Genomic DNA, 26068 nt, shown 5'->3' with positions numbered 1-26068 from the left:
CTTCAAGGAGCCAGTCATTGCGCGAGTTCACCGTCCCCCCGTTGACGAGCCCTCCGCAGGCCGGAGGACTGGCGGATGCTGTCTTCGAGCATGCCGAGACGGATCCGGACCGGGTGGCTCTGGGGCGCAGAACCGCCGACGGCCAGTGGCTCGATGTGTCCGCGGGCGAGTTCCGTGACCAGGTGCTGGGGCTCGCCAAGGGGCTGCTGGCCCAGGGCGTGCGCTTCGGCGACCGCGTCGCCATCATGTCCCGCACCCGCTACGAGTGGACGCTGTTCGACTTCGCGCTGTGGTCCCTGGGGGCGCAGAGCGTGCCGATGTACCCCACCTCCTCCGCCGAGCAGGTCTTCTGGATGCTGTACGACGCGGAGGTCTCCGCCTGTGTCGTGGAGCACGAGGACCACGCGATGACGGTCGGCTCGGTGATCGGGCGGCTGCCGATGCTGACCCGGCTGTGGCAGCTGGACGCGGGCGCGGTGGACCAGCTGACCGCGGCCGGGGCGTCGATGGACGACGAGGTGGTGCACCGCCACCGCAAGGCGCTCCAGCCCGAGAACCCGGCGACCATCGTCTACACCTCGGGCACCACGGGCCGTCCCAAGGGCTGTGTCATCAGCCACGCCAATCTGATGGCCGAGTGCGACAACGTGGTCGCCCGCTACGAGGAGGTCTTCCACTCCAAGCGGGGCGACGAGGCCGCGACGCTGCTGTTTCTGCCGCTCGCGCATGTCTTCGGCCGGATGGTCGGGGTCGCCGCGATCCGCGGCCGGGTGAAACTGGCCCACCAGCCGAGCCTCACCGCGGCCGCGCTGCTGCCCGATCTCCAGTCGTTCCGGCCGACGTTCTTCCTGGCCGTGCCGTACATCTTCGAGAAGGTCTTCGCGGCGGCGCGCAGAAAGGCCGAGCTGGAGGGGAGGCTCGGCCCCTTCGACAAGGCCGTGGACGTCGCGGTGCGGTACGCGGAGGCGCAGGAGGCCCGGGCGTTCGGCATCGGTCCGGGGCCGAGCGCCTCGCTGCGCATGCAGCACCAGTTCTTCGACAAGGTGGTCTACAGCAAGGTGCGAGCGGCGATGGGCGGCCGGGTCCGGCACGCCTTCTCGGGCGGCTCGGCGATGGAGCGGCGGCTCGGACTGTTCTTCGCGGGCGCGGGCGTCATGATCTTCGAGGGGTACGGGCTGACCGAGACCACCGCGGCGGCCGTGGCCAATCCGCCGGACCGGCCACGCTTCGGCACGGTGGGCGTGCCGCTGCCGGGCACCACCGTGCATATCGCGGACGACGGCGAGGTGCTGCTCTCCGGCGACCAGGTCTTCGAGGGCTATCTCACCGACCGCAAGGCGACCGACGCCGTGCTGCGGGACGGCTGGCTCGCCACCGGTGACCTGGGCACCCTGGACGACGACGGCTATCTGACCATCACCGGGCGGAAGAAGGAGGTCCTGGTGACCTCCAGTGGCAAGACCGTCTCGCCGGTGGTGCTGGAGGAGCGGGTCAGAGCGCATCCGCTGGTCGCGCAGTGCATCGTCGTGGGCAATGACCGGCCGTATGTGGCGGCGCTGGTGACGCTGGACGCCGAGGCGGTCGCGCACTGGCTGGCGATGCGGGGACGGCCGGAGCTGCCCGCGAAGGAGCTGGTCCGCGAGCCGGATCTGGAGTTGGAGATCCGGCGGGCCGTGATCGCCGCCAACACGCTGGTTTCGCAGGCCGAGTCGATTCGTACGTTCCGGATACTTGCCGCTCAGTTCTCGGAGGAGCATGGTCTCCTGACGCCTTCACTGAAATTGAAGCGGAAGGCGATCGAGCAGGCGTATGCCGTAGAAATCGAGGCGCTCTACCATTCCTGAGCCGCAAAGGGGGCACGGAAATGATCGACATCATTCTCCCCGAACTTCCCGAGCGCGAGCTGGCACTGGTATCCGAGGAATTCTCCCGGCCTTCGGGCCATGTCCCGCCCCGGGCCGCCGCGGCCCCCGCCCTGACGGGGCGGGTCGCGCTGGGCGGGCCACTGTCCGTACCGGTGACGACGGAACTCGTCGGCCGGGTGCCGGAGCTGAAAGCCTATGTGGAATCGGAGGCCAACAAGACCGACAAGGCAGGCAGCGCGGCCTACCACTTAGTGCATTTTTCGGTCAGCTGCGCACAAGAAACAGCCAATCCTCAACTTCATACGGTCAATCTCGATCTGACACTCTCGGCCGATCCGGCCGGAAACCGCCGGGCCGCCTTTCAGCCGGTGGCCTGGTCCATGACACCGCTCCAGCTCAGCGCGGCGGTCCGGGCCGGCGGACCGGCCCACCTCGGGCCGCGGCTGGGGTTCGTGCGACAGGACCGGACCGCGCCGGGCGCCCGGGTCTGGCTGGAGGCGCGGCGCGAGCTGCGGTCCGACCCGGGCTGGGAGATCCGCCGCACCCCCACGGCCGGAATCGGCGGCACCTACCGGCTGGCCATGGTGGTGCGGGCGCCGCGCGCCACGGTCAGCCGGGCGGCGGTCGAGGTGGGCGCGACCGTCCGCGAAGGGCATGTGCTGCGGCGGTTCCGGGCGGAGCTCCCGGAGCCGCTGCTGCTGAGCGCGGTGTGACGGGGCCGGGCCCGATGTGACGCGCGGGCCGGGGACGGCCCGCTGCGGGTGCCGGCCGCGGCTTACGCGCCGTGCAGCGCGCCGCGCGCGGCGCGCTGCACGGTGGACCGGTGTCCGGCCTCGGCGGTGGCCTTCGCGGCCGAGCCTGAGCGGGAACACGGGAACACCGGAGGCGGCTGGGAGTGTGGCGCGGGGGCGCGCCGGGAAGCAACGGTCGTAGCGGCCGAACGGGAATGCGACTCGGCCGTCGCTCGTTCACTCTGAAGACGTACCCACCCGTATTCGACGTAAGGATCGACCGCTCGTGAGCCAGGTCCCCTTCATCACCCTCAGCAACGGCGTCCGGATGCCCCAGCTCGGCTTCGGCGTCTGGCAGGTCCCGGACGACGAGGCGGCCGTTGCCGTCAGCACGGCCCTCGAGGCCGGGTATCGCAGCATCGACACCGCCGCGATCTACGGCAACGAGGAGGGCACGGGAAGGGCCATCGCGGAGTCGGGCATCGCGCGCGACGAGCTGTTCGTGACCACCAAGCTCTGGAACGCCGACCAGGGCTACGACTCCACCCTGCGCGCCTTCGACGCCTCGCTGTCCAAGCTCGGCCTCGACCAGGTCGACCTGTATCTGATCCACTGGCCGCGGCCGGCGGTCGACAAGTACGTGGACAGCTGGAAGGCGATCGAGAAGATCCACGCCGAGGGCCGCGCCAGGGCCATCGGGCTCTCCAACTTCCACCCGTCCCACATCCAGCGGCTGCTCTCGGAGACCGAGGTCGCCCCGGTGATCGACCAGGTCGAGCTGCACCCGCAGCTCCAGCAGTCGGAGCTGCGCGCCTTCAACGCCCGGCACAACATCGCCACCGAGGCGTGGTCCCCGCTCGGCCAGGGCAAGGGCCTGCTGGAGGACGCCCGGCTCGCGGCCATCGCCGAGAAGCACGGCAAGTCCCCGGCGCAGGTGGTGCTCCGCTGGCATCTGGACCTGGGCAATGTGGTGATCCCCAAGTCGGTCACGCCGTCCCGCATACAGGAGAACATCGACGTGTTCGACTTCGAGCTGGACGCCCAGGACCTCGCCGCGATCGACGCGATGGACTCCGGCAACCGCCTCGGCCCCGACCCGGAGACCTTCAACCTGGTGTGACGCCCCGCCCCCGCGCCGCCCCGAGCGCCCCCGCCCCCGTCCTCTCCGAGTGCGGACGGGGGCGTTCGCGCAACCTCCCGTTGGCGGCGGCTGTTCGGGTGGGATCCGCGCCCGCCGCCCGCCGCCGCGGCCTGCGGGGCCGGGCGCCGGGCCCCTCCGGCGGCGGGCCCGGGGGCGGGCCCGGGGGTGGTCGTGCCGGGTGTTTCCGCGCGGCGCAACCGGGGAGACCGGACGGGCGCGCGGCCCGTGTCGTACCGGCTTACGTTGACGCAAGCCCCCACGACACGAGGAGACACCCCGATGCTCCGCAGTCACAGACCTGCCCTGACCGCTGGTTGTGCCATCGCCATCGCCGCTCTCTCCCTGACCGCCATACCCGCCGCCGCGGCCCCCGGCCCCACCGCCGAGACCACCGCCGGAGTCCCCGCCGAAGTCCCCGCCGAAATGCTCGACTCGATGCGGCGCGACCTCGGCCTCACGGCCGACGAGGCGAGGGCCCGGATCACCAACGAGTACCGGGCGGGCACGGCCACCCCGGCCCTCCGCCAGAGCCTCGGGACCGCCTTCGGCGGCGCGTGGGTGACCGGCAAGACCGCCGAGCTCACGGTCGCCACCACCGATCAGGGCCGGCACGGCGTCATCACCGCCGCCGGCGCCAAGGCCGTGACGGTCAGCCACAGCCTGGACGACCTGACCGCCGCGAAGGACGCCCTGGACCGCACGGCCGAGCAGCGCGCCTCGACGGCCGCCTCCGTCTGGTACGTCGATGTGAAGACCAACAGCGTCGTGGTCCAGTCGACCGACCTCGCCAGGGCCTCCGACTTCGTCGCCGCCAGCGGCGTGGCCCCCGGCGTCGTACGGATCGTGGAGTCCGACGAGCAGCCGCAGCCGCTGGACGATGTGCGCGGCGGCGAGGCGTACTACATCAACGGCACCGCGCGCTGCTCGATCGGGTTCTCGGTGACGAAGGGCTCCCAGGGCGGCTTTGTCACCGCGGGCCACTGCGGCGAGGCGGGCGCCACCACCACCGGCGTCAACCGCACCGCCCAGGGCACCTTCCAGGCCTCCCGCTTCCCCGGCAACGACTACGCCTGGGTGTCGGTCAACACCGACTGGAAGCCCACCCCCGCGGTGCTCGGCCCCGGCGGCGCGATCGTCACGGTCGCCGGCTCCCAGCAGGCGCCGGCGGGCTCCTCCGTCTGCCGCTCCGGCTCGACGACCGGCTGGCACTGCGGCACGATCGAGCAGCTCGACACCAGCGTGCGCTACGCCGAGGGGCTGGTCAGCGGGTTGTCCCGGACCACGGTGTGCGCCGAGCCCGGCGACTCCGGCGGCTCGTACATCTCCGGCAGCCAGGCCCAGGGCGTCACCTCCGGCGGCTCCGGCGACTGCACGGCCGGCGGCACCACGTACTTCCAGCCGGTGAACCCGATCCTCTCGGCGTACGGCCTCGCCCTCACCACGGGTTGAGGCCCCGCCCCCGTCCGGCGGTCCGCCCGGGTCCGTGTCCGCTCGTATGCGGCGACGGACCCGGGCGGTGCCCGGTCACCGGGGCTTGACGGCCGCGTGGACGGTGAACGCGCTCAGCCAGAACACATCCGGCCGGCGCAGCACGCCCGCCTCGTCGTCGGGGTCGATGAGCCGCCCGAGCGTGGCGCGGTCGGTCGCGTCGAGGCGGTCGGCCAGCCGCTCGTGCAGGCGGGCCAGCTCGATGTGCAGCATCTCGCGGGCCGGGGCGTCCAGCGGTGCGGGGTGGTCGACCAGGAAGGTACGGCTGCGGGCCCCGGTCAGCCCGGCCGCCCCGAGCATGGCGGGCCAGTCCTCGACGATCTCCTTGGCGCCGGGCAGCTCCGCCCGCATCTCGGTGAACCCCTCGTCCTGCACGGCGTCGATCCGGGCCAGCAGGCCGGGGCGGCCGATGCCGATGTCGCGGGGCAGCGCGCGCAGCGGCAGCCCGCCCTCGGACACGGCCAGCACCCCGCCGGGGCGCAGCGCGGCGGCGAGCCCGTCGAGGGCTCCCTGCTGGTCCCCCAGGTGGTGCACCGCCTTGCTGGACCAGATCAGATCCGCCTCGCCCATGTCGGCCAGCCCGTCGGGCAGCTCGGCCAGGTGGGTCCGTACGCGGTCGGCGACCCCGAGCCGCTCGGCGCGGGCATGGGCGCGCTCCAGCAGCTCCGGGGTGCCGTCGACGGCCACGACCTCGGCGTCGGGGAAGGCGCGGGCGAACAGGCAGGTGGCGCCGCCGGGCCCGCTGCCCACGTCGAGCGCGCGGCGCACGGGCACGGCGAGGAGCCCGCGCAGCCACTCGGCGGTCTCCTCGAGGGCGGGGGTGTTGAGGTCCGCGTTCTTTTCGAGGAGCGTTCCGAAGACGGCCCAGTCGACGGCGTGCGAGGCGTCGCCGTGGGCGTGGCCGCCGGGCTGGTGGTGGGCGTGGTCGTCGTGGGTGTGCGGGTGTCGGGTCATACGAGGAGCCTGCCCCCGCCCCCGAGCCACCGGCAAACATACTTGCCGGTTCGGCAATCAGGCCCGCCGCGCACCGGCTAGGCGACGCCCTGTGCGCGGGCGATGTCCTCGATGCGGTGGGCGAGCCGGAGGTCGAGTTCGGTCACCTTGCCGCCGACGCTGTGGGTGTTCACCGAGACGCCGACCTTGTTGTAGCCGAGGGTCAGATCGGAGTGGTGTCCCAGCTCCTCCTGCGCCTCGGCGACCTCGGCCACCAGGCGGGCCGCGGCCGGGTGGCCCGGGAAGGAGTAGCCGCGCACCAGCAGGTCGTCCCGCAGCGACCAGCCGGGGAGGTCCGCGAGGCCCCGCTCGATCTCCTCGTTCGACAGCGGCTCGACGGCCATGGCGCCTCCCTTTCGTCGCGACTGGTCCCACCCTCCCACGCGCCCCTCCGACCACCCGCGAGGCCGGCGGCACGTGTTCGGTTACGGTCGGGGTATGACGACTGCCGTGACTGCCCCGGGGGTGGGCTCGCTGCTGCGCGAATGGCGGGACCGGCGGCGCATCAGCCAGCTCGAACTCGCGCTGCGCGCCGACTCCTCCGCCCGCCACATCAGCTTCATCGAGACCGGGCGGGCCAGGCCCAGCCAGGAGATGGTGCTGCGCCTCGCCGAACACCTGGACGTGCCCGTACGCGAGCGCAACGCCCTGCTGATCGCGGCGGGTTACGCACCGCACTACTCGGAGACCTCGTTGGACGACCCCTTGATGGGCCCGCTGCGCGAGGGGATGGAGCGGCTGCTGACGGCCTACGACCCGTACCCCGCGATCGTCGTGGACGGCACGTATCACGTGGTGGCGGCGAACCGGGCCATGGCCGCGGTGCTCGAGGGGGTCGCGGAGCACCTTCTCCAGCCGCCGATGAACGCGATGCGCATCACCCTGCACCCGGACGGGCTGGCCCCGCGGATCCGCAATCTGCGCGAGTGGCGCGGCCATCTGCTGGAGCAGATGGAGCGGCAGCTGGCGCTGATGCGCTCCTCGCCGCTGCGGGAGCTGTACGAGGAGGTCAGCGCCTATCCGGTGGGCGCGGGGGGCCGGGAGGAGGCGGCCGTGGGCGGGGACCAGGCGCCGTTCGCGCTGCCGATGGTGATCGAGCACGCGGGAGAGGTGCTGTCGTTCGTGTCCACGATCACGACCTTCAACACCCCCATGGACGTCACCGTCTCCGAGCTGGCCATCGAGACCCTGCTCCCGGCCGACCCGGAGACGGCGCAGGCCCTGCGGCGGCTCATGCCGTAGGGGCCGCCGGGACCCGGTCCAGGAAGCCGAGGACGGAGCGGATCCGGCCGTCCTCGGCCAGGGTGATCACATCGGACCCGGCGACCGGCGCGGAGCCGTCGGCCGTGGACACCAGCTCCCAGGTGAAGCGGGCGGTGTCGTGGTGGCCGTCGACGGTCCCGGTGTGCTGGAAGACAAAGCCGGGGAACTGCTCCTGGGCCCCGGCGATGACCGCCGCGAGCTGGTCGTGGCCGCTGACGGCGGCGAGCGGGTCGGTGTAGCCGCCGTCCTCGGTCCAGGCGGCGGCGACGGCCTTGGCGCGGGCCTCGGCGCCGGTCGCGTTCCACGCCTCGAAGTAGCGGGCGACGGCGGTCTCGTACTGCGACTGGGCGGTCATGGCAGGGCGCTCCTCATTGTGTGAATTCCACTGGTGGGCCGGGTCCCGAGCCGGAGTGCGCCGGCCCGGAACCCGATGCCTCCACCCTGCCGCCGACGGCTCGCCCGGTCGATTACCCGCCAGGTAATGACGACGGCCCGGCTCAGGACAGCGCCGACCATGCCTCCTCGACCAGGTCCGCGACCTTGTTCGGCTGGTTGGACACGCCGCTGCCGGCCGTACGGACCTGGACGGTCAGCCCGGCGCCGGTGCGCTGGCAGTAGGTGACGTGCACGGAGTCCGCGGTGGGTTCGGATCCCTCCATGGTGGGCTGGTTGTAGAGCACGCACGAGACATCGCCGATGGTCTTGAGCTCGTCGGGCGCCTTGGCCAGACCGAGCCGCTTCGGGTCCGCGTAGAGGACGTACGGCTCGGGGGCGCGGCTGCGGACCGCGATCAGCGTCGCGGTCGTCTGGAAGTCCTTGTCGACATACTGCTTCACCACGGCGGCGGCACCGCCGTACGCCTTGGACACCCGCTCACCGCTCAGGCGCGCCTCCTCGGCGAGCTGTTCGGCCGTCTTCTCGCCCTTGGCGCCGTTGGACTCGCGCTGGGCGTCCACGAGGGGTCTGAGCCCGTCGAGCTTCGCGGGGGCGCTGAGCTCGCCCCCGCCGCCCCCGCCGCCGAAGCCCCCGCCGTCGTCGTCCGAGAGCAGCGCGGGTATGCCGGCCGCGGCGAGCCCGACCACGAGGCCGATGGCCGCGGTGACCAGCGGATTGCGCAGCGAGAACCGTCCCTGTCGCGGGACCGGAACCGGGGCCGGGGCCGCGGCGGGGGCCGCGGCGGGGGCGAGGGCCGGGTGCGGTATCGGCTGCGGCGGGAAGCCCGCGGGCTGCGGGGGAAGTCCCTGGGGCTGAGGGGGCGTCGGCGGCTGGTGCTCAGTCATGTCGGCCTCAAGGTTTCTCACGAGTCGTCACCTATGTGTCGGTCCATCATTCTGGCCCAGCCGACCGGATCTTGAGCCTGGTAGACACTGTCTACTCTTCCTGGTAGACAGTGTCTATGAGCGAACACGACACGGGGCTGCGATCCCGTCTGATCGAGGTCGGCGTCGATCTGGTGACCAGGGAGGGGATGGCGTCCCTGTCGCTGCGGGAGATCGCCCGCAGAGCCGGGGTGTCCCACGGCGCCCCGCGCCGCTACTTCCCCACCCACCTGGCGCTGTTGTCCGCGATCGCCCGGCAGGGCTTCGGCGCGCTGGCCGCGCAGGTCGCCGAGGCGGTCGGGGACGGCAAGGCCGCGCCGCGCGCCCAACTGATGGCGCTGAGCCGGGTCTACCTCGACTTCGCGCTCACCAACCGCGGCATGTTCGAGCTGATGTTCCGCCATGACCTGCTGGAGAGCGACCACCTCGGCCTCCGGGACACCAGCCTGCCGCTCTTCGAGGTGCTGGTCGACCTGGTCGCCCGGGCGCGGCCGGCGGCCGACGCGGCGCCCCAGGTCGTCGCGGGCGCGCTGTGGGCCAATCTGCACGGCATCGTCCAGCTGTGGGGCTGGGGCAGCCTCCAACTCGCCACGGGCGCCGACGACGTCGAGCCGCTGCTGCGCGCCGCGCTGGACGCACACCTGGGGCCTGAGCGGTCGTGAACGCCTCACGGCACCGCCTCTTCACGCTCGTCGGCAGTGTCGCCGGGGCCGCGATCGTGGCCCTGGACGGCACCGTGCTGACCATCGCGCAGCCCGCCATGCGGCGGGATCTGCACGCCTCGTTCACCGCGGTGCAGTGGACCAGCACCGGCTATCTCATCGCGGTGGCCGGCCTGCTCGTCTTCGCCGGGCGCCTGGGCGACCGCTACGGCCACCAGCGGCTGTTCGCGGTCGGCACGCTGGGCTTCGCCGCCACGTCGGCGGGCATCGGCCTGGCGCCCGGGGTCGGCTGGGTGATCGGCCTGCGGGTCGCCCAGGGGGTGTTCGGGGCGCTGCTGCAACCGGCCACGCTCGGGATGCTGCGGGCCGCGTATCCGCCGGACCGGATCGGCATGCCCATCGCCCTGCGCACCAGCGCCATCGGGGTGGCGGCCGCCGCCGGCCCGCTGGTCGGCGGGGCGCTGACGGATCAATTGGGCTGGCGCTCCGTCTTCTTCCTGACCGTGGCGCCGGCGCTGCTGATCGGCGTCCTGGCGCTCGTCGTCCGGATCCCGGAGCCGAAGCGGGCCGCCGGGGAGAAAACGTCCCGGCTGCCGCTCGATCTGCCCGGCGCCCTCCTCCTCGCGGTGGCCCTGGCATCCCTGGTGCATACGCTCGTCGCGCTGCCGGAGGCCGGCTGGACGGCGGCCACCGCGCTCGGGGCCCTCGCCACGGCGGCGGCGGGAGCCGCGTTCGTCCGGCACGGGCGGCGCGCCGCGCACCCCCTGCTGCCGCCGGGCGTGCTGCGGGCGGCGGCCGTCGCCCCGGCGCTCGGGATCCTGGTGGCGGCGTCGGCCGCGGTGTTCGGGACCCTGTTCGTCGCCACGTACTTCCTCCAGGACGTGCTCGCGCTCGACCCGCTGGCCAGCGGGGTCAGGGCGCTGCCGCTGCCCGCCATGATGGTGCTGGGCGCGCCGGTCTGTGCCCTGCTGCTGCGCCGGTACGGGCCCCGCCCGACGGCCGTGGCGGGGATGGCGCTGCTCGCCCTCGGCGTGCTGCTGTTCTCCCGGCTCGGCCCGGAGCCCACGGCCCTGGCGATCGGCGGCTGCTTTCTCGCGATCGGCGCCGGATTCGCCGCGGTGATGGTCACCGCGACGGCCGTGGTCGTCCGCCAGGCTCCGGCGGAGCACGCCGGGGTGGCGGGCGGGCTTCAGCAGACCGCGATGAACATCGGCCCGGCGCTGGGCGTCGCCGCGGCCACCATGCTCATGGCGCTCACGACGATGGGCGCCGCGCTGTCGGTCCTGGCGGCCGTCGCCGCGGCCGGGGCGCTGCTCGCCGCCGGGCTGCCCCGGTCAGGCGGCCGAGCCGGCGGCGCTCCCGCCGGCCGGGGGCCCGCCGTCCGCGCGGGCGGTCTCCGCGGGGGCCTGGGAGCCGGTCCGGCCGGCGGCGCGGCGGGCGGCCATCAGCACGTAGACCAGCACACCGGCGAAGAGGAAGAGCGTGCCCTGGTAGACGGCGGCGTATCCGGCGCCCGCGACCAGCCAGAAGGAGAAGCCGAAGCCGAGCAGCGCGAGTAGCAGGTCCCGGGCGAAGCGGCCGGGGCGCACCTCGTCCCGGCGCCCGGTCAGCAGGAAGTGGACCTGGGCGCCGGCGGCCAGCAGATACGGGACGGTGGCCGAGAAGGTGGTGATCAGGACGAGGGTCTCGAAGACCCCGTCCGAGCCCGAGGTGTAGTTGACCACGGTGAGCAGCGAGGCGAGGGCGGTGCCGACGAGCACCCCGAAGGTCGGCACCCCGCGCCGCTTGGCGGCGAACGCGGCGGGGAAGAGCCCGTCGCGGGCGGCGGCGTACGGGGCCTGGGCGCTCATCAGGATCCAGCCGTTGAGCGCGCCGACGATGGACACCACGGCGGCCAGCGCGATCAGGGTGCCGCCCCAGGTGCCGCCGAACATGGCGTCGACGGCGTCGGAGAAGGGGGCGGTCGAGTTCACCAGGTCCCGGTGGGCCACGGTGCCGAAGACCGACAGCGTGCCGACGAGGTAGACCACGGCGGCGCCCACGGTGCCCAGCACGCTGGCCCGCCCGACGTTGCGCTCCGGGTCGTGCACCTCGCCCGCGCTCATCGACGCCGACTCGACGCCCACATAGCTGTAGAGCAGGATCGCGGCCGCCGCCGAGAGCCCGCCGACCGCGCTGCCGCCGCCCGCGTTGAACGGGCCGAGGTTGTGCGGGTCGAAGAAGAACAGCCCGGCGACGGCGACGAAGAGCAGCGGCACGAACTTCAGCACCGTCGAGACGATCTGCACCGCGCCGACCCAGCGGGTGCCCGCCAGGTTCGCGAGCGCCGGGAGCCACAGCGCGAGCAGCGCCACGGCCAGGTCCACGCCCTTGGACTGGTGCCCGGGGGCCAGCACATGGACGTAGCCGACGGCCGCCACCGCGAGCGCCGCGTTGCTCACCCAGGTCATGGTCCAGTACGACCAGGCGGACAGAAACCCCGCGAAGTCACCGAACGCCGCGCGCGCGTAGACATACGGCCCGCCGGTGCGCGGATCGCGCTCCGCCAGCCGGCCGAAGACGAGCGCGAGCGCGACCGCGCCGACGGTCAGGACGACGAAGGCGAGCAGGCTGACGGTGCCGTACGGGGCGACGGAGGCGGGCAGCAGAAAGATGCCGCCACCGATGATGTTGCCCATGACGAGCGCGGTCGCCGTGGGCAGGCCGAAGCGGCGGGCGGGGTGCGGGTCATGCATTCCGCCATGGTCGGGGAATGCGCACGATGCGCAAAATCACCGGGTTTTGTCCGGCATGGGCGGCGGGGCCGCCGGAGATGCTGCGGTGACGCCCCCGGACCGCCGTGATTCCTCGCCCGCCTGGCGCGGGATCTGCGGCCCGTCCGCCTCCCGCAGCCAGCGCCGCAGCACGGTGTGCACCCGCTCGGCGCCCACCAGCTCCTCCCCCGGCCGGGTGGGCGGGCTGAGCTCGATGGGCCACAGCAGAAAGGGGTGGCTCTGCGCCCCGCCGAGCCCGCCGTGCGAGCCGATCTGTCCCTCGAAGGCGTGCACCTCGCCGGTGGCCGGGTCGTACGCGGAGTTGACCATGATGTCGGGGGCGTTCGGGAAGCGCGCGGTGCGCCGCACGGCGGCCGCGGCGCCGTCCCCGAAGGCCGCGAGCGGGCTGCGTCCCACGATGCGGCCGGTGTCGAGATGGTGCTCGGCGCCGTCGGCGCCCAGCACCACCGCGCCGTGCCGCTCGGACCGTACGAGCAGAAAGCCCACCCCGGGGTGGTCGGCGAGGGTGCCCAGCAGCGCGGGGTGGCGGCGGTCCATCTCCTCGCGGCTCATCCGGCCCGGTACGTCGGGGAAGGACACAAGACCCAGGTTGCCGGAGGCCAGCACCACCGGGTCGGAGGGACCGCACGCGTCGCCGTCCGGCTCGGGCCGGCGCAGCGCGGCGCGCGCCGCCTCGCGCGCCTCCGCACCGGTGGGCGTACGCCCGGCCTGCCGGGGCACGGTCAGTCCGCAGCCGGCCCGCACCAGGTCCTCCAGGGTGAGGCCGTAGGCGCCGGCGAAGGTCGCGCCGGGGCTCTGCCCGTGGTCGGAGAGCAGCACGATGCGGTAGTCGCGCGGCGCGTGCTCGACGACCTTGGCGATCAGCGCGACACAGCGGTCGAGGCGGCGCAGCACCTGGTGGGTGTCGCGGCTGCGCGGCCCGGAGTGGTGGGCCACCTCGTCGTAGGCCACCAGGTCGGCGTAGATGGCGGTGCGCCCGGACAGGATGTCGCCCATCACCGCGGCGACCACCACATCCCGCTCCACGACGGTGGCGAAGGCGCGGATCAAGGGGTACAGCCCGCCGCGTCCCACGCGCGGCGCCGAGCGTCTCAGCCTGGCGCGCGCCGCCTGGCCGAGCTCGCGGAAGACCTCGGCGAGGAAGGAGCCGGCGGTGCGGGTCGCGTTCGCGGGGTCCCTGAAGTACGCGAAGTAGCCGCTCCGGGAGCGGTTGTGCCTGCCGCGGCGGGCCGCCACCGAGAGCACCAGCGCCAGCTCCTCGGCGCCGCCGGTGAACAGGTTGCCGCGGCTGGCCCCGTCGACGGTGAGCAGCCCCCCGTCGCCGGTGCGGGCCGCGGCCCGGCGCTGCAACTCGGCCGCGCTGGTCGGCCGGTTGCTGACCATCACCTGGCGGGTCTGCTTCTCGTACCAGCGGAAGGCGGGCACGTCCTCGTTGGAGCCGTGCAGAATGCCGAGCTGGCTGGCGCCGGTCTGGCTGGACCAGTCGGTGCGCCAGGGGGTGAGCGTATGGGTGGTGTCCACCCAGCTCGCGAGGGTCGGCATGAGCGGCGGCCGGTTTCCGCGGTCGCACACCGCGTCCCGCAGCACATCGTGTCCCACGCCGTCTATCTGGAGGAACACCGTCCCGGGCGGCTGCGGCCCGCCGCCAGGACCACCCAGCCGGCGGCGTCGGCGGTCCGCGAGCCGCGCGAGCCGGCGGCGGTAGGCGCCGTCGTCCCGTACGGCCAGGAAGGTGCTGGTCGCCGAGGACGCGGCGGACATCACGGCCGCGACCACCACGGCGGTCTCGGGCTCGGCCGCGCCGCGCCCGTCCGGGATCAGGCTCAGCGCGATCAGCAGCAGTGAGCCGTTGAGCACGAACACCAGCAGGCCGAGCACGAAGGCGGGCACCAGCAGCAGGGCCCGCACGAGCAGCGGCCACACCAGCGCGCTGAGCAGGCCGAAGGCCCCCGCTCCGCTCGCGGCGGTGATCGCGACACGGGTCGCGCTGTCACCGTCGGCGGACTGGAGCCGGAAGTCGGGCAGGATCGCCGCGAGCGCCAGCATGGTGAGCGTGGACACCGCCCATACCGCGATCACTCGCAGCAGGGCCGCGCCCACGGTTTTCCATCGGGGCATCTGCACGCCGCACCAACCTCGTGTTCCTGGCCCGCTCGACACGCGCGGGCCGTCCCCCAGCCTGTCACAGCGGATTTCGGGCCCGGCCGGTGCCGTTTTCCCGCCCGTCGCCGTCTCTCTATAAGAATTTCGTTCATTGATATGGACACGCCATGCGGGCGGGCCTACCGTGACTCTTGGTCTAGACCATGATCCCTTGACTGGAGGTGATGATCACATGCCCGCGTTACGCATCAGGACGCTCCTCGCCGTCGCCGCGCTCGCGGCGGCGCTGACGGGCGTGGCTCCGGGGACACCCGCGCCCGCCGTACAGTCGCCGACGGACGGCTGGCAGCAGAAGTCCTTCACCTACGCCATGCACAAGCCGTGGAACCTGGACCTGAGCGAGCGCTACACATACGACTCCGGCTCCAAGACACACACCATGTGGGTGTACTCCACCGACGAGCCCCTGGAAGAGGGCAGCTCGACCGATCCGCGCACCGAGATGCGGTGGAACCAGGAGTACACCTCGGGCAAGCGCATGTGGGACGCCGACGTGTACATCCCGTCCGGCACCAACGGCGCGGACTTCATGCAGATCCTGCGGGTCAAGCACCCGTCCGGCACCCCCGCGACCGACATCATGCTGCGGGTGTCCGGTGAGAACGGCGGCACCGTCAAGCGCTACACGGACCAGGTCGTCAAGACCGGGGTCTACAACAAGTGGTGGAACCTGAAGGTCGCGCACGACGCCGACGCCGGGCGGATCCGCGTCTACGCCGATGACCAGCTGGTCCTGACCGTCGACGACCGCGGACCGGCGACGCGCCACTTCAAGAACGGCGTGTACCACCACGGCAGTGGCCGGGCCGAGGCCCGGTTCCGCAACATCCACTATTGGGTTCAGTAGAGGAGCGCGAGATGTCGGGAAAGCATCGTGTGATCGCCGCCGCGTCGGCCGCCTGCGGACTGCTCCTGGCGGTACCGACCGCCGCCCACGCCGAGGTCGAGCCCGGCGGCTGGACCTCCGAGTCGCCCTCGTTCAAGGTGCAGGAGCGGGGCTGCGGCCAGGTCGACGGCCTGACCTTCACCCTCACCTGTTCCACGGCCAGCGGCGACCAGCGCGCCGAGCGGCGGTACGACACGTACACCGGCGGCACCCGCCAGTTCGAGGGGTACTTCAAGGTCACCAGCATGGGCGGCACGCGGATCAGCCTCAAGCAGACGTTCAACGACACGGACGGCGCCGCGGGCCCGTACTTCATGCTGGCCGTCGAGCGCGGCGGGCGGCTGTACGCCGTGCACGGCGGGGACACCCTCTCGAACGCCGGGACCGTCGGCGCCACGGTGCGGGTGAACACCGTGCACCAGGTGGGCAAGGAACACCGCACGTACATCAACGGATCGCTGAAGCACACCGTCGACAGCCCCGGCGGCAGCTTCTACGACAAGTTCGGCGCCTACCGCACCAGCAGTGGCAACGGCCCGGCCACGGTGGTGTGGAGCAACGTCAAGTTCTGGCGCAAGTGAGCGGCGCGCTCCGAGCCCTGGCGGCGGCGGTCCTCGTCGCCGCCGGCCTGGCCGGCTGCTCCTCGCCCCGGCCGTCCGCCACCCGCCCCACCGAATCGGCCACCGGCTCAGGCACCAGGCTGACGGCCACCCTGACCTCGCCGGTGGACATCACCCTGAGGTGGACGGGCACGGAGCCGGGGGCCGCCGGCCGGATCGTCGAGTTCGCGACCGAGCCCGGGGGGCCGTACACGATCCTGGACTACCTCCCGCTCGGCCGGACCTCGTACCGGCACCCCGACCTGATGCCCGAGACACCCTTCTACTACCGCGTGCGCCCCTACTACGGACCCGCCTCGCGGACGGTCGACGTACGGCTGCCGAAGGGGGAGTTCACGGAGCAGGACCAGAAGGACGACCACGAGTGGGCGCCGCCCCGGACGCTGCGCCAGACCGCCGTCCGCACCGGCTCCGTCACACCCGGAGCGGCCGGGGCCGCCGGGGCGGCGGCCCCCACGGGGCTGCGGGCGACCGTCATGCACGCCAACGGCATCAGGTTCACCTGGACCGACCACGCCTCCGACGAGCAGGGCTATCTGCTGGAGGACCGGCCGCGGGGCGGCGACCGCTTCCGGCCGGTCGCCGTCCTGGACCCGGACATCAACTCCTTCGGTCTGATCACCCTGCCGAACGAGAAGCGGGCGACGTACCGGGTGCGGGCCTTCCGCTACGGCGAGCGGTCCAACGTCGTGCACCTCAGGACGGGGGCCTCGCCACAGCGGTGACGGCTCACGCGGGGCGGTGGCTCACGCGGGGCGGTGGCTCACGCGGGGCGGCCGAGCTCCTTGCGGAACAGCTCCAGGACGTTCCCGCCGAGGATCTTGAGGATGTCGCCCTCGGGCAGGCCCCTGCGGACCAGCGCCTCGGTGACCAGGGGCAGCCCCCGGGGGCCCTCGAGACCGGGCACCACCAGTTCGGCGTACTCGAGGTCCTCGCAGCACGGCGGGCTGACGTCCCCGCTGACCTCCTTGATGAAGTCGGGCCCCAGGCCCACCCGGTCCACGCCCGCGACCTCGACGACATGCAGGACGTGATCGGCCAGCCGGTCCACCGTGCGCTCGGCGGGGTCGGTGGCCAGGAACTCGCCGAGGAAGTTCACGCACACCATGCCGCCGGTCGCGGTGATGCCGCGGATCTGTTCGTCGGTGAGGTTGCGGTGGTGGTCCAGCAGGGCACGGGCGGAGGAGTGCGTGGCCAGCACGGGCCGGGTGGCCAGCTCCAGCACATGGGCGACGCCCGAGGCGCCCAGATGGGAGACGTCGAAGAGCATCCCCAGGCGCTCCATCTCGGCCAGCGCCGCCACCCCCGCCTCGGTGAGCCGGCTGCCGGTGGCGTCCTCGCCGCTGCCGTCGGCCAGGGCGGTACGTCCCCAGTGGGCGATGGACGCCATGCGCACCCCGAGCCGGTACAGGGTCGGGATCAGCTCCACGTTCGCGTCCAGGCCCGGGGCGCTCTCCAGCGCCAGGACCAGCGCGATCCTGCCGTCGTCCAGGGCGCGGTCGATGTCGTCCCCGTCCAGGCACAGCCGTACCTCGTCCGCGTTGCCCTCGGCGAGGGTGTGCGCGCACTCGATCATCCGCAGCGTCTCGCGCAGCGCGCCCTCGGGGCGGAACCAGTCCTCGATGAAGACCGGCAGCACCTGGAGGTCCACCCCGCCCTCGCGCAGCTGGGGCAGCCACTGGTCGCGGAAGAAGGAGGCCCAGCGGCGCGGTGGGCGGGCGGTGACGGCGACCAGCAGGTCGTTGTGGGCGTCGGCGACCACGGCGCGGCGGTGGAGTTCCAGGTGCGGTGACACATTCGCCATCGTGCCGTACGGGCCGGGCGCCGGGCCACGGAATATCTGACGGGCAGCGGCGGCGCTGTCAACACCCTTTCGGGGGAAACGTCGCATCCATGAGCCGGTATCGACCGTTCCGGCGATACCGTCCCACGGGCATGGCCGTCGTCGCCTGGGGGATATGAGCGTGGAGAAGTTCAACGTGGTGGCACTGGGGCCGTCCGGCTCCGGCAACCCCCCTCCTCCGCCGCCCCCGGCCGCCGGCGGCCGGGGGCGGCGGAGCCTGCTGTGGTGGGGGGCGCTGCTGGTGGTGGCCGGGGCGGTCGTGCTGGCGATCGCGCTCGGCGGCTGAGCGGTCGGGGCGAACGGACGGGGGCTGTCGGCCGCCGCCGGGCGCGGTGAGAGGATCGAGGGGCAGGTAACCGTCCGCGCCGCCGTCCACTGGTCCGGGCGGAGCCACGAGGGAGGGGCCGAGTGTCGGTGGAGATCACGTGGTGGGGGCATGCCACCACCACCGTGCGGGACTCCGGTGTGCGTGTGCTGACCGACCCGCTGTTCGTACAGCGGCTGGCGCATCTGCGGCGGCGCCGCGGGCCCGTGCCGCCGCCCGCCGCCGTGGTCGCCGATGTCGCGCTGGTCTCCCATCTGCACGCCGACCACCTCCACCTCGGCTCGCTGATGCGGCTGCGCCCCGGCACCCGGCTGGTGGTGCCGCGCGGCGCGGGGCGGGCCGTGCCGGGGCTGCGGCGGGTGGCGCGGATGCGGGAGCTGCGGGTCACGGAGGTGCGGCCGGGCGAGGAGATCGCGGTGGGCGAGGTCCGGATCCGGGCCGTGCCGGCCGCGCACGACGGCAGACGGCTGCCGTACGGGCCGAGCGGGGTGCCCGCGCTCGGCTATGTCCTGCGGGGCGAGGCCACGACGTACTTCGCGGGCGACACCGGGCTGTTCGACGGCATGCCGCGGGCGGTGGGCGACTGCGATGTGGCGCTGCTGCCGGTCGGCGGCTGGGGCCCCTACCTCGGCCACGGCCACCTCGACGCCCACCGGGCCGCCGAGGCCCTGGCCCGGCTGGGCGCGCGCACCGCGATCCCGGTGCACTACGGCACGTTCTGGCCGATCGGCATGGACTGGGTCCGCCCGCACGAATTCCACGCGCCCGGCGACGACTTCGTCCGGCACGCCGGCCGGCTGGCCCCCGACGCGGTCGTGCACCCGCTGCGGCACGGCGAGTGCGTACGCCTGGAGACCGCCAGATGACCGGCCGCATACTGGAAGGCATCGGCGACCTCGCGCGAGGCGTGCCGCCCGAGTCGACCCAGCAGGCGGTGGGCTATCCCTCGCTGTTCCTGCTGGTGGTGCTGGGCTCGCTGGTGCCGGTGGTGCCGACGGGCGCGGTGGTGAGTTCGGCGGCCGTGGTGGCGGTCCATCAGAGCGTGCCGCCCCTGTCGCTGCTGGTCGTCTTCGCCGTGGCGTCCTTCGCCGCTTTCCTCGGCGACATCGCCCTGTACTGGCTCGGCGGCCGCGGCCTCCGCTCGAAGAACGGCTCCCGCTGGCTCGCCCAACTCCAGGCCCGCGCCGCCCCCGAACGCCTGGCCCAGGCCCGGACCCGGCTCGACGAGCACGGGGTGGCGGTGCTGGTCCTGTCCCGGCTGCTCCCGGCCGGACGCATCCCGGTGATGCTGGCCTGCCTGCTCTCCCACATGCCCATGCGGCGCTTCGCCCGCGGGGACATCCCGGCGGCGCTGGCCTGGGCCGCGACCTACGCGCTCATCGGCATCCTCGGCGGCACGCTCTTCGCCAGGCCCTGGGAGGGCGTGGCCGCCGCGATCGCCCTCACCGTCCTCGTCGGCGCCGCCCCCGCCCTCCGCCGCCGCACCCGGGCCCGCCGCGAGGCACACAGCGAGGCGACGGGCTGAGTTCGTGGCGCACGAGCATCATTCGTTCCCGGACACCTCCGGCCCCGACGCCGGGTAAGTGGCCGTGCGGGGCCCGGCCGACGAGGGGCGGCCGGGCCCGGGCGGGGCGGGGCGGTGCGGGGCGGCAGTGTCAGCGGCAGAGGACGGATCGGAGGGCTTCGGCCAGGGTGCGCTCCGGTTCGCGCGCGGCGTCCGGTGCGCGCCAGGCGATGAAGCCGTCGGGGCGGATGAGGACCGCGCCCCGGGGGGTGGTGCCGTGGAGTTCGGTCCAGTCGACGCCGGGGTCCGGGGTCAGGTCGTGGGTGGGGTCGGGGCCGATGCGGTAGGCGGCCAGCGGCATGTCGAGGCGGTCGGCGACGCGCAGGGCGGCGCCGTGCCAGGCGGCGCCTTCGGGGCCGGTGAGCAGGACGCAGGTGCGCTCGTAGAGGTCGAGGGTGGACAGCCGGGTGCCGTCGCGGTCGATCCACAGGTGCGGGGCGCGGCCGCCGGGTTCGCCGACGGCGCTGAAGCGCTCGGGGACGACAGGGACGGCGGGGTCGGCGCCGAGGATCGCGTCGGAGGCGTAGCGGTAGCCCATGGCCACCGCGAGCACATCGCTCTGCCGGCCGGTGGACGGTGGCGCGGTGTAGCCGGGGTGGCTGTGTTCGGCGGAGCGCGCGGCGGCGCGGGCGCTGGTGGCCACGGCGACCGGCTGGCGTTCGGCGCCGTAGGTGTCCAGCAGGCCGGGGCCGGCCCAGCCGCCGAGGACGGCGGCGAGTTTCCAGGCGAGGTTGTGCGCGTCCTGGATGCCGGTGTTGGAGCCGAAGGCGCCGGTGGGGGACATCTCGTGGGCGGAGTCCCCGGCGAGGAAGATCCGGCCTTCGCGGTAGCGCTCGGCCACCCGTTGGGCCGCGTGCCAGGGGGCCTTGCCGGTGATCTCGACCTCCATGTCGCGGACGCCGGTGGCCGTGCGGATGTGTTCGGCGCACCGCTCGTCGGTGAAGTCCTCCAGGGTCTCCCCGGTCTCGGGGTGCCAGGGGGCGTGGAAGACCCACTGTTCGACGTTGTCCACCGGGAGCAGCGCCCCGTCGGCCTCCGGGTTGGTGAGGTAGCAGGCGATGAAGCGGCGGTCGCCCACCACGTCGGCGAGGCGCTTGGCGCGGAAGGTGATGCTGACGTTGTGGAACAGCTCGCCGTGGCCGGTCTGGCCGATGCCCAGCCGCCGCCGTACGGAGCTGCGGGGGCCGTCGGCGGCGATGAGGTAGTCGGCGCGCACCACGGAGGTACGGCCCGACTCGCGGTGCTGGACGACCGCGGTCACCCCTTCGGCGTCCTGCTCGAAGGAGATCAGTTCGGTGGAGAACCGCAGCTCGCCGCCCAGCTCCTGGGCGGTGCGCAGCAGGACGGGTTCGAGGTCGTTCTGGCTGCACAGACACCAGCCGGAGGGGCTGAGCCCGCGCATGGTGCCGCCCGGGTCGATCTCCCGGAACAGCCAGTTGTGGTCCATTCCGGTGAGGGATTCGGCCTGGAGGATGCCATGGTTGCCGTCCAGGACGGACGCGGCCTCGCGGATCGCCTGTTCCACCCCCGCGGTGCGGAACAGCTCCATGGTGCGGAGGTTGTTGCCGCGCCCTCGGGGGTGTGTGGAGGTGCTCGCGTGTTTCTCCACGAGCAGGTGTCCGACGCCCAGACGGCCCAGGAAAAGTGAGGCGGACAGTCCCACCAGGGAGCCGCCCACGACGAGTACTGGCACACGCTCATCGACATGGGGATTCATCTCGCTGCTATTCCCGGGGTTTCATGCCTGGTCAGGCGTCTGGAGGGCCCCTTCGCCCGGATGGCTCACATATCTCGCGGCATCCGTGGGAGCGCTCCACGATCGACTAACGGGCGCCGCGTCCGGCGAAGGACGCCCCCGGAGGAGGAGTGGAACCTATGAGCACCCTGCCCAAGACTTCGCGGCCCGCGAAGTCCACGACGGCCGAGCCCCCGCCCCGGCAATCCATGCTCACCGACGCCCGGCTGCGCGTGGTGCTGCTGGTGTCGGTCCACGCGGGCGCCGAAGAGCGTTTTCTGCATGCCTACGAGCAGTTGTCCCAACAGGTGGCCGCGGTCCCGGGGCACATCAGCGACCAGCTGTGCCAGTCGATCGAGAACCCCTCGCAGTGGCTGATCACCAGCGAGTGGGAGAGCGCCCCGCCGTTTCTGAGCTGGGTGGAGAGCCCCGCGCACCGGGAGATGGTCAAGCCCCTCCACGGGTGTGTCGAGGACACCCGGTCGCTGCGGTTCAGCGTGTTGCGGGAGACGTTCTCGGGCAAGGGCGCCTCCGGCCGCCGCGCCGCGCCCCCCGTGCAGCTGGCACCGAGGGTCGGCGACGGCCTGGTGCGGCACGCGCTGACCTTCACCGTCAAGCCGGGCAGCGAGGGGAGCGTGGCCAAGATCCTGGCCGACTACGCCGCGCCCGAGGCCCGGGTGGACGAGCACACGCGGCTGTGCCGCACCTCGCTGTTCATGAGCGGCAACCGTGTCGTACGGGCGGTCGAGGTCAAGGGCGACCTGGTGGCGGCGTTGCGCCATGTGGCCAGGCAGCCGGAGGTCCGGGCGGTCGAGGAGGCCATCAACCCGCATCTGGAGGAGGACCGCGACCTGGACAACCCGGAGGCCGCCCGGGCGTTCTTCATGCGGGCCGCGCTGCCCGTGGTGCACCATCTGACCGCTGACCCCGGCCGTCCGCCGAATCTGCACCGCCACATGCTGCTGTACCCGGTGAAGACCGGCTGCGGGCCGGCGGTGGCCAGCCTGCTGGCCCGTCAGGACGACCTCGCGGTGAGCAAGGCGAAGTCGTCGATGGCCTCGGGCAAGGGGCGGCACACGATCGTCAGCAGCACGGTCTTCCAGCGCGAGGACATCGTCGTACGCATGGTGGACATGGGCGTGCCGCTCGACAGCGAGCCCGCGGTGGCGGCCGGGGTCAGCGGGCCGCGCGCGGCCGCGGTGCTGACCCGGCTCCTCGACGCGGGCGGCCCTGGGAAGAAGAAGATCGACCTGGTCGGCGAGGCCGGGCTGCGGCGCTTCCTCGACGACTGCGACATGGCCCAGGTCACCGACCGCCGCGCGGCGGACTACTGACGCTCCCGCTCCCGCTCCCCCTCCCCCCGGGCCCCCTGCCCATAGCCCCGCTACCCCCGGCCCTTCCCGTACCCCCCGACACGTCGTGCGCGGCGGCCGCGCCGCCTTCTTTGGAGGCCAGAATGACCACGCAGTCCCACCTCATCGTCGACCATTCCGCGGTCGCCCCCAACCGCCGCCGTGGCGGCGATGTGCGCGCCATGCTCACCCCCACCACGGTGGGCGCCACGAGCGGCTTCATGGGCATGGCCGTCGTACAGCCCGGCGAGCGCGTCACCGAGCACTACCACCCGTACTCCGAGGAGTTCGTGTACGTGGTGTGCGGTGAGCTGGAAGTGGACCTGGACGGGACCGCGCACCCGCTCCACGCCGACCAGGGCCTGCTGATCCCCACCCATATGCGCCACCGGTTCCGCAACGTGGGGGAGACCGAGGCCCGGATGGTGTTCCACCTCGGCCCGCTGGCCCCGCGGCCGGAGCTGGGCCATGTGGACACCGAGACCGCCGAGCCCGCCGAGGCCGCGTCGTGACCCGACGGGTGGTGGTCACCGGGCTCGGTGTCGTCGCCCCCGGGGGCGTGGGTGTCCCGGCCTTCTGGGACATGCTCACCGCGGGCCGCACGGCGACCCGCGGCATCACCCTGTTCGACGCCGCGCGGTTCCGTTCGCGGATCGCCGCCGAGTGCGACTTCGACCCCGTGGCCTGCGGGCTGTCGGAGGAGCAGATCGAACGCTCGGACCGGTATGTGCAGTTCGGGCTGGTGGCCGCCAACGAGGCGATGAGCGACGCCGGGCTCGCGCCCGGGGGGCCCGATGCCAAGGACCCATGGCGGATAGGCGTGTCGATGGGCTCGGCGGTGGCCGCCTCCACCCGGCTGGAGCAGGACTACGTCAAGGTCAGCGAGTCCGGCGCGCGCTGGGACGTGGACCACCGGCGGGCCGGTCCTTATCTGCACCACGCGTTCTCACCGAGCGCGCTCGCCTCCGGTGTGGCGGAGCTGGCGGGAGCACAGGGGCCGGTGCAGACCGTGTCGACGGGCTGTACGTCGGGGCTCGACGCGATCGGGTACGCCTTCCAGACGATCGAGGAGGACCGGGCCGATGTGTGCGTGGCGGGGGCGGCGGACACCCCGGTCACCCCGCTCACGGTGGCCTGCTTCGACTCCATCAAGGCGACCTCGACGAACAACGACGACCCGGCCCACGCGTCCCGGCCGTTCGACGCCCACCGCGACGGCTTCGTCCTCGGCGAGGGCGCGGCCGTGCTGGTCCTGGAGGAGCTGGAGCACGCGCGGGCCCGGGGGGCCGACGCGTACTGCGAGTTCAAGGGGTTCGCCACCTACGGCAACGCCTACCACATGACCGGTCTGACCCAGGAGGGCCTGGAGATGTCCGAGGCGATCAACCATGCGCTCGGCCACGCCCGCATCGACAGCACCGAGATCGACTACGTCAACGCGCACGGCTCCGGCACCAAGCAGAACGACCGGCACGAAACGGCGGCGGTGAAGCGGTCGCTGGGCGACCACGCGTACAAGACGCCGATGAGCTCGATCAAGTCGATGGTGGGGCATTCGCTCGGGGCGATCGGGGCGATCGAGCTCGCCGCCTGCGCCCTGGCGCTGGCCCACGGCGTGGTCCCGCCCACCGCGAACTACGAGACCCCGGACCCCGAGTGCGACCTGGACTACGTCCCGCGCACCGCGCGCGCCCTGCCGCTGCGCAATGTGCTGTCGGTCGGCAGCGGGTTCGGCGGCTTCCAGTCCGCGGTGGTGCTGGGCCGGGCGGGAGGTGCCGCATGAGAACCCGGACCCACGGAAACCGGACCCACGGAACCCCGCCCCAGGGAACCCGGCCCCGCGAGCGGGCCTTCACCCGCGCCCGCGGGGCGGTGGTGACCGGGCTCGGTGTCATCGCGCCGAACGGCGTCGGCACCGACGCCTTCTGGAAGGCGACCCGGGAGGGGATCAGCTTCCTGGACCGGCTCACCCGCCCCGGCAGCGAACACTTCCCGGTGCGGGTCGCCGGCCAGATCCGCGGCTTCGACCCGGCCACCATGATCGAGGAGCGGCTGCTGGTCCAGACCGACCGCTTCACCCATGTCGCGCTGGCCGCCGCCGACCTCGCGCTCGAGGACTCGCGGCTGCCGGTGGACGACCTCTCGCCATTCGCCATCGGCGTGGTGACCGCGGCCGGTTCCGGGGGCGGCGAGTTCGGCCAGCGCGAGCTCCAGCAGCTGTACAGCCAGGGGCCGCGCCATGTGGGCCCGTTCCAGTCCATCGCCTGGTTCTACGCGGCCAGCACCGGCCAGGTCTCCATTCGCGGCGGCTTCAAGGGCCCCTGCGGGGTGCTCGCCAACGACGAGGCCGGCGGTCTGGACGCGCTGGCTCACGCACGGCGGTCGATCCGGCACGGGGCGGACGCGATCGTCGTGGGCGCCACCGAGGCGGGGCTCGCCCCGTACTCGATGGTGTGCCAGCTGGGGTGGCGGGAGCTCAGCCGGGCCCGTGAGGCGGGCCGGGCCTATCTGCCGTTCACCGCCGACGCGTGCGGCTTCGCGCCCGGCGAGGGCGGGGCGATGTTCGTCGTGGAGGAGGAGGGGGCGGCCCGCCGCCGCGGGGTGCCGATCCGCGGGTTCATCAGCGGCCACGGGGCGACCTTCACCGGGGCGTCCCGGTGGGAGCGGTCCCGGGAGGGGCTCGCCCGCGCGATCCGGGTGGCGCTGGAGGACGCGGACTGCGCGCCCGAGGAGATCGACGTGGTGTTCGCGGACGCGCTCGGTGTGCCGGAGGCGGACCGGGCCGAGGCGCTGGCCATCGCGGACGCCCTCGGCGAGCACGGCTCCCGGGTCCCGGTCACCGCGCCGAAGACCGGCTTCGGCCGGGCGCACTGCGCGGCTCCCGTGCTGGATGTGGCGGCCGCGGTGCTCGCGATGGAACACCGCATGGTGCCGCCCACGCCGTATGTCACCGATGTCTGCCATGACCTCGACCTGGTCACCCGCAGTCCCCGCCCCGCCGAGCTGCGGACGGCGCTGGTGCTCAGCCGGGGGCTCATGGGCTACAACGCGGCGCTCGTGCTCCGCGGCCCGGAAGGAGATATCTGATGTCCCGTCAATTCAGCCACCCCGAGTTGGCCGCGCTCATGAAGAAGTGCGCCGGCCTGACCGTCGACCCGGCCGCTCTCGCCGGGTCGCCCGAGATGACCTTCACCGAGTTCGGCCTCGACTCGCTCGGCCTGCTCGCCATCGTCGGCGAGCTGGAGAACCACTACGGCATGCCCATCGAGCCGGGCGCCGAGAGCTGCAAGACCCCCAATGACTTCATCGACGTCATCAACGTCTCAATCACCGCAGGAGCATGA

25 protein-coding genes and 1 pseudogene are annotated in these 26068 nt (G+C 73.1%); 18 read left to right on the top strand and 8 right to left on the bottom strand.

What is annotated here, in order from left to right; genetic code table 11:
- Nucleotides 1-17: 17 nt before the first annotated feature.
- From ABTY62_RS10215 to ABTY62_RS10200, 4 genes are all read left to right on the top strand, one after another.
- Nucleotides 18-1844, top strand: a complete 1827-nt coding sequence (locus tag ABTY62_RS10215; RefSeq protein ID WP_352128965.1) for an AMP-dependent synthetase/ligase — start codon at nucleotides 18-20, stop codon at nucleotides 1842-1844.
- Nucleotides 1845-1864: 20 nt separating this feature from the next.
- Nucleotides 1865-2578, top strand: a complete 714-nt coding sequence (locus ABTY62_RS10210) for a hypothetical protein (protein WP_352128964.1) — start codon at nucleotides 1865-1867, stop codon at nucleotides 2576-2578.
- 304 nt (nucleotides 2579-2882) lie between these two features.
- The gene (locus ABTY62_RS10205) at nucleotides 2883-3716 is read left to right on the top strand and encodes an aldo/keto reductase (RefSeq protein ID WP_352128963.1); all 834 of its coding nucleotides are present in this window, start codon (nucleotides 2883-2885) and stop codon (nucleotides 3714-3716) included.
- Nucleotides 3717-4016: 300 nt separating this feature from the next.
- The gene (locus tag ABTY62_RS10200; RefSeq protein WP_352128962.1) at nucleotides 4017-5186 is read left to right on the top strand and encodes a S1 family peptidase; all 1170 of its coding nucleotides are present in this window, start codon (nucleotides 4017-4019) and stop codon (nucleotides 5184-5186) included.
- Between the two features lie 75 nt (nucleotides 5187-5261).
- On the opposite strand, the gene ABTY62_RS10195 is transcribed toward ABTY62_RS10200, so the two are convergent.
- Nucleotides 5262-6179, bottom strand: coding sequence for a class I SAM-dependent methyltransferase (locus tag ABTY62_RS10195; protein ID WP_352128961.1), 918 nt, complete (start codon nucleotides 6177-6179; stop codon nucleotides 5262-5264).
- A gap of 77 nt (nucleotides 6180-6256) precedes the next feature.
- On the bottom strand, nucleotides 6257-6562 hold the full coding sequence (locus tag ABTY62_RS10190; RefSeq protein WP_311728376.1) for a 4a-hydroxytetrahydrobiopterin dehydratase: 306 nt from the start codon (nucleotides 6560-6562) through the stop codon (nucleotides 6257-6259).
- Between the two features lie 94 nt (nucleotides 6563-6656).
- On the opposite strand from ABTY62_RS10190, the gene ABTY62_RS10185 reads away from it, so the two are divergent.
- On the top strand, nucleotides 6657-7460 hold the full coding sequence (locus ABTY62_RS10185; RefSeq protein ID WP_352128960.1) for a helix-turn-helix transcriptional regulator: 804 nt from the start codon (nucleotides 6657-6659) through the stop codon (nucleotides 7458-7460).
- Here ABTY62_RS10185 and ABTY62_RS10180 read toward each other — a convergent pair.
- Together ABTY62_RS10180 and ABTY62_RS10175 are read right to left on the bottom strand one after the other, a co-directional pair.
- On the bottom strand, nucleotides 7450-7836 hold the full coding sequence (locus ABTY62_RS10180; protein ID WP_352128959.1) for a nuclear transport factor 2 family protein: 387 nt from the start codon (nucleotides 7834-7836) through the stop codon (nucleotides 7450-7452). The genes ABTY62_RS10185 and ABTY62_RS10180 overlap by 11 nt on opposite strands.
- Nucleotides 7837-7978: 142 nt before the next feature.
- Nucleotides 7979-8761: a hypothetical protein gene (locus ABTY62_RS10175; protein WP_352128958.1), complete on the bottom strand. Its 783-nt coding sequence runs from the start codon at nucleotides 8759-8761 to the stop codon at nucleotides 7979-7981.
- 116 nt (nucleotides 8762-8877) lie between these two features.
- Here ABTY62_RS10175 and ABTY62_RS10170 point away from each other — a divergent pair, with 116 nt between their 5' ends.
- The gene (locus ABTY62_RS10170) at nucleotides 8878-9462 is read left to right on the top strand and encodes a TetR/AcrR family transcriptional regulator (RefSeq protein WP_352128957.1); all 585 of its coding nucleotides are present in this window, start codon (nucleotides 8878-8880) and stop codon (nucleotides 9460-9462) included.
- Nucleotides 9459-10823, top strand: a pseudogene (locus tag ABTY62_RS10165) (MFS transporter); the annotation flags it as partial. The gene ABTY62_RS10170 and the pseudogene ABTY62_RS10165, both read left to right, overlap by 4 nt.
- Here ABTY62_RS10165 and ABTY62_RS10160 read toward each other — a convergent pair.
- Together ABTY62_RS10160 and ABTY62_RS10155 are read right to left on the bottom strand one after the other, a co-directional pair.
- Nucleotides 10797-12197 (bottom strand): amino acid permease, encoded by a 1401-nt coding sequence (locus ABTY62_RS10160; RefSeq protein WP_352128955.1) that lies wholly within the window; start codon nucleotides 12195-12197, stop codon nucleotides 10797-10799. The pseudogene ABTY62_RS10165 and the gene ABTY62_RS10160 sit on opposite strands and share 27 nt — an antisense overlap.
- A gap of 36 nt (nucleotides 12198-12233) precedes the next feature.
- Complete coding sequence (locus ABTY62_RS10155) at nucleotides 12234-14354, bottom strand: phage holin family protein (protein ID WP_352128954.1); 2121 nt, start codon at nucleotides 14352-14354, stop codon at nucleotides 12234-12236.
- Between the two features lie 217 nt (nucleotides 14355-14571).
- Between ABTY62_RS10155 and ABTY62_RS10150 the strand changes: the two genes are divergently transcribed.
- Genes ABTY62_RS10150 through ABTY62_RS10140 form a run of 3 tightly spaced genes read left to right on the top strand, consistent with a single transcriptional unit; the run spans nucleotide 14572 to nucleotide 16630 of the window.
- The gene (locus tag ABTY62_RS10150; protein ID WP_352128953.1) at nucleotides 14572-15246 is read left to right on the top strand and encodes a polysaccharide lyase family protein; all 675 of its coding nucleotides are present in this window, start codon (nucleotides 14572-14574) and stop codon (nucleotides 15244-15246) included.
- A gap of 11 nt (nucleotides 15247-15257) precedes the next feature.
- Nucleotides 15258-15866: a hypothetical protein gene (locus tag ABTY62_RS10145; protein WP_352128952.1), complete on the top strand. Its 609-nt coding sequence runs from the start codon at nucleotides 15258-15260 to the stop codon at nucleotides 15864-15866.
- Entirely contained in the window at nucleotides 15863-16630 is a 768-nt protein-coding gene (locus ABTY62_RS10140; protein ID WP_352128951.1) for a fibronectin type III domain-containing protein, read from the top strand. The genes ABTY62_RS10145 and ABTY62_RS10140 overlap by 4 nt, the downstream gene beginning before the upstream one ends.
- Nucleotides 16631-16668: 38 nt before the next feature.
- On the opposite strand, the gene ABTY62_RS10135 is transcribed toward ABTY62_RS10140, so the two are convergent.
- Nucleotides 16669-17709, bottom strand: a complete 1041-nt coding sequence (locus tag ABTY62_RS10135) for a dipeptidase (protein ID WP_352128950.1) — start codon at nucleotides 17707-17709, stop codon at nucleotides 16669-16671.
- 154 nt (nucleotides 17710-17863) lie between these two features.
- Here ABTY62_RS10135 and ABTY62_RS10130 point away from each other — a divergent pair, with 154 nt between their 5' ends.
- The 3 genes from ABTY62_RS10130 (at nucleotide 17864) to ABTY62_RS10120 (ending at nucleotide 19598) form a co-directional block, all read left to right on the top strand.
- Complete coding sequence (locus ABTY62_RS10130; protein ID WP_352128949.1) at nucleotides 17864-18034, top strand: hypothetical protein; 171 nt, start codon at nucleotides 17864-17866, stop codon at nucleotides 18032-18034.
- Between the two features lie 122 nt (nucleotides 18035-18156).
- Nucleotides 18157-18939, top strand: coding sequence for an MBL fold metallo-hydrolase (locus tag ABTY62_RS10125; RefSeq protein ID WP_352128948.1), 783 nt, complete (start codon nucleotides 18157-18159; stop codon nucleotides 18937-18939).
- Nucleotides 18936-19598, top strand: a complete 663-nt coding sequence (locus ABTY62_RS10120) for a DedA family protein (protein ID WP_352128947.1) — start codon at nucleotides 18936-18938, stop codon at nucleotides 19596-19598. Before ABTY62_RS10125 ends, ABTY62_RS10120 begins: the two co-directional genes overlap by 4 nt.
- 130 nt (nucleotides 19599-19728) lie before the next feature.
- Here ABTY62_RS10120 and ABTY62_RS10115 read toward each other — a convergent pair whose 3' ends face one another.
- Nucleotides 19729-21354 carry an FAD-dependent oxidoreductase gene (locus tag ABTY62_RS10115; RefSeq protein ID WP_352128946.1) on the bottom strand — a complete coding sequence of 542 codons (1626 nt, stop codon included), beginning with the start codon at nucleotides 21352-21354 and terminating at the stop codon, nucleotides 19729-19731.
- A 158-nt stretch (nucleotides 21355-21512) separates the two neighbouring features.
- On the opposite strand from ABTY62_RS10115, the gene ABTY62_RS10110 reads away from it, so the two are divergent.
- The 5 genes from ABTY62_RS10110 (at nucleotide 21513) to ABTY62_RS10090 (ending at nucleotide 26068) form a co-directional block, all read left to right on the top strand.
- Nucleotides 21513-22706, top strand: a complete 1194-nt coding sequence (locus ABTY62_RS10110) for a SchA/CurD-like domain-containing protein (RefSeq protein ID WP_502997434.1) — start codon at nucleotides 21513-21515, stop codon at nucleotides 22704-22706.
- A gap of 122 nt (nucleotides 22707-22828) precedes the next feature.
- Nucleotides 22829-23236, top strand: coding sequence for a cupin domain-containing protein (locus ABTY62_RS10105; RefSeq protein WP_352128945.1), 408 nt, complete (start codon nucleotides 22829-22831; stop codon nucleotides 23234-23236).
- Nucleotides 23233-24507 (top strand): beta-ketoacyl-[acyl-carrier-protein] synthase family protein, encoded by a 1275-nt coding sequence (locus tag ABTY62_RS10100; protein WP_352128944.1) that lies wholly within the window; start codon nucleotides 23233-23235, stop codon nucleotides 24505-24507. The genes ABTY62_RS10105 and ABTY62_RS10100 overlap by 4 nt, the downstream gene beginning before the upstream one ends.
- A complete protein-coding gene (locus ABTY62_RS10095; protein WP_352128943.1) occupies nucleotides 24504-25811 on the top strand; it encodes a beta-ketoacyl synthase N-terminal-like domain-containing protein in 1308 nt (435 codons plus the stop codon). The genes ABTY62_RS10100 and ABTY62_RS10095 overlap by 4 nt, the downstream gene beginning before the upstream one ends.
- On the top strand, nucleotides 25811-26068 hold the full coding sequence (locus ABTY62_RS10090; RefSeq protein WP_311728356.1) for an acyl carrier protein: 258 nt from the start codon (nucleotides 25811-25813) through the stop codon (nucleotides 26066-26068). The genes ABTY62_RS10095 and ABTY62_RS10090 overlap by 1 nt, the downstream gene beginning before the upstream one ends.

Source organism: Streptomyces sp. NPDC097640 (genome assembly GCF_040302705.1).
Classification (GTDB): domain Bacteria; phylum Actinomycetota; class Actinomycetes; order Streptomycetales; family Streptomycetaceae; genus Streptomyces.
The sequence above is the reverse complement of the archived record's forward strand: the minus strand, read 5'-3'. Positions and strand labels throughout refer to the sequence as shown.

Excerpts from the sequence above, each read along its gene's own strand:
- ABTY62_RS10180 (WP_352128959.1), bottom strand. The coding sequence starts at position 7,836 with ATGACCGCCCAGTCGCAGTACGAGACCGCCGTCGCCCGCTACTTCGAG.
- ABTY62_RS10150 (WP_352128953.1), top strand. The coding sequence starts at position 14,572 with ATGCCCGCGTTACGCATCAGGACGCTCCTCGCCGTCGCCGCGCTCGCG.
- ABTY62_RS10175 (WP_352128958.1), bottom strand. The coding sequence starts at position 8,761 with ATGACTGAGCACCAGCCGCCGACGCCCCCTCAGCCCCAGGGACTTCCC.
- ABTY62_RS10120 (WP_352128947.1), top strand. The coding sequence starts at position 18,936 with ATGACCGGCCGCATACTGGAAGGCATCGGCGACCTCGCGCGAGGCGTG.
- ABTY62_RS10210 (WP_352128964.1), top strand. The coding sequence starts at position 1,865 with ATGATCGACATCATTCTCCCCGAACTTCCCGAGCGCGAGCTGGCACTG.
- ABTY62_RS10170 (WP_352128957.1), top strand. The coding sequence starts at position 8,878 with ATGAGCGAACACGACACGGGGCTGCGATCCCGTCTGATCGAGGTCGGC.
- ABTY62_RS10185 (WP_352128960.1), top strand. The coding sequence starts at position 6,657 with ATGACGACTGCCGTGACTGCCCCGGGGGTGGGCTCGCTGCTGCGCGAA.
- ABTY62_RS10195 (WP_352128961.1), bottom strand. The coding sequence starts at position 6,179 with ATGACCCGACACCCGCACACCCACGACGACCACGCCCACCACCAGCCC.
- ABTY62_RS10135 (WP_352128950.1), bottom strand. The coding sequence starts at position 17,709 with ATGGCGAATGTGTCACCGCACCTGGAACTCCACCGCCGCGCCGTGGTC.
- ABTY62_RS10090 (WP_311728356.1), top strand. The coding sequence starts at position 25,811 with ATGTCCCGTCAATTCAGCCACCCCGAGTTGGCCGCGCTCATGAAGAAG.
- ABTY62_RS10145 (WP_352128952.1), top strand. The coding sequence starts at position 15,258 with ATGTCGGGAAAGCATCGTGTGATCGCCGCCGCGTCGGCCGCCTGCGGA.
- ABTY62_RS10200 (WP_352128962.1), top strand. The coding sequence starts at position 4,017 with ATGCTCCGCAGTCACAGACCTGCCCTGACCGCTGGTTGTGCCATCGCC.
- ABTY62_RS10190 (WP_311728376.1), bottom strand. The coding sequence starts at position 6,562 with ATGGCCGTCGAGCCGCTGTCGAACGAGGAGATCGAGCGGGGCCTCGCG.
- ABTY62_RS10115 (WP_352128946.1), bottom strand. The coding sequence starts at position 21,354 with ATGAATCCCCATGTCGATGAGCGTGTGCCAGTACTCGTCGTGGGCGGC.
- ABTY62_RS10130 (WP_352128949.1), top strand. The coding sequence starts at position 17,864 with ATGAGCGTGGAGAAGTTCAACGTGGTGGCACTGGGGCCGTCCGGCTCC.
- ABTY62_RS10105 (WP_352128945.1), top strand. The coding sequence starts at position 22,829 with ATGACCACGCAGTCCCACCTCATCGTCGACCATTCCGCGGTCGCCCCC.
- ABTY62_RS10110 (WP_502997434.1), top strand. The coding sequence starts at position 21,513 with ATGAGCACCCTGCCCAAGACTTCGCGGCCCGCGAAGTCCACGACGGCC.
- ABTY62_RS10095 (WP_352128943.1), top strand. The coding sequence starts at position 24,504 with ATGAGAACCCGGACCCACGGAAACCGGACCCACGGAACCCCGCCCCAG.
- ABTY62_RS10160 (WP_352128955.1), bottom strand. The coding sequence starts at position 12,197 with ATGCATGACCCGCACCCCGCCCGCCGCTTCGGCCTGCCCACGGCGACC.
- ABTY62_RS10155 (WP_352128954.1), bottom strand. The coding sequence starts at position 14,354 with ATGCCCCGATGGAAAACCGTGGGCGCGGCCCTGCTGCGAGTGATCGCG.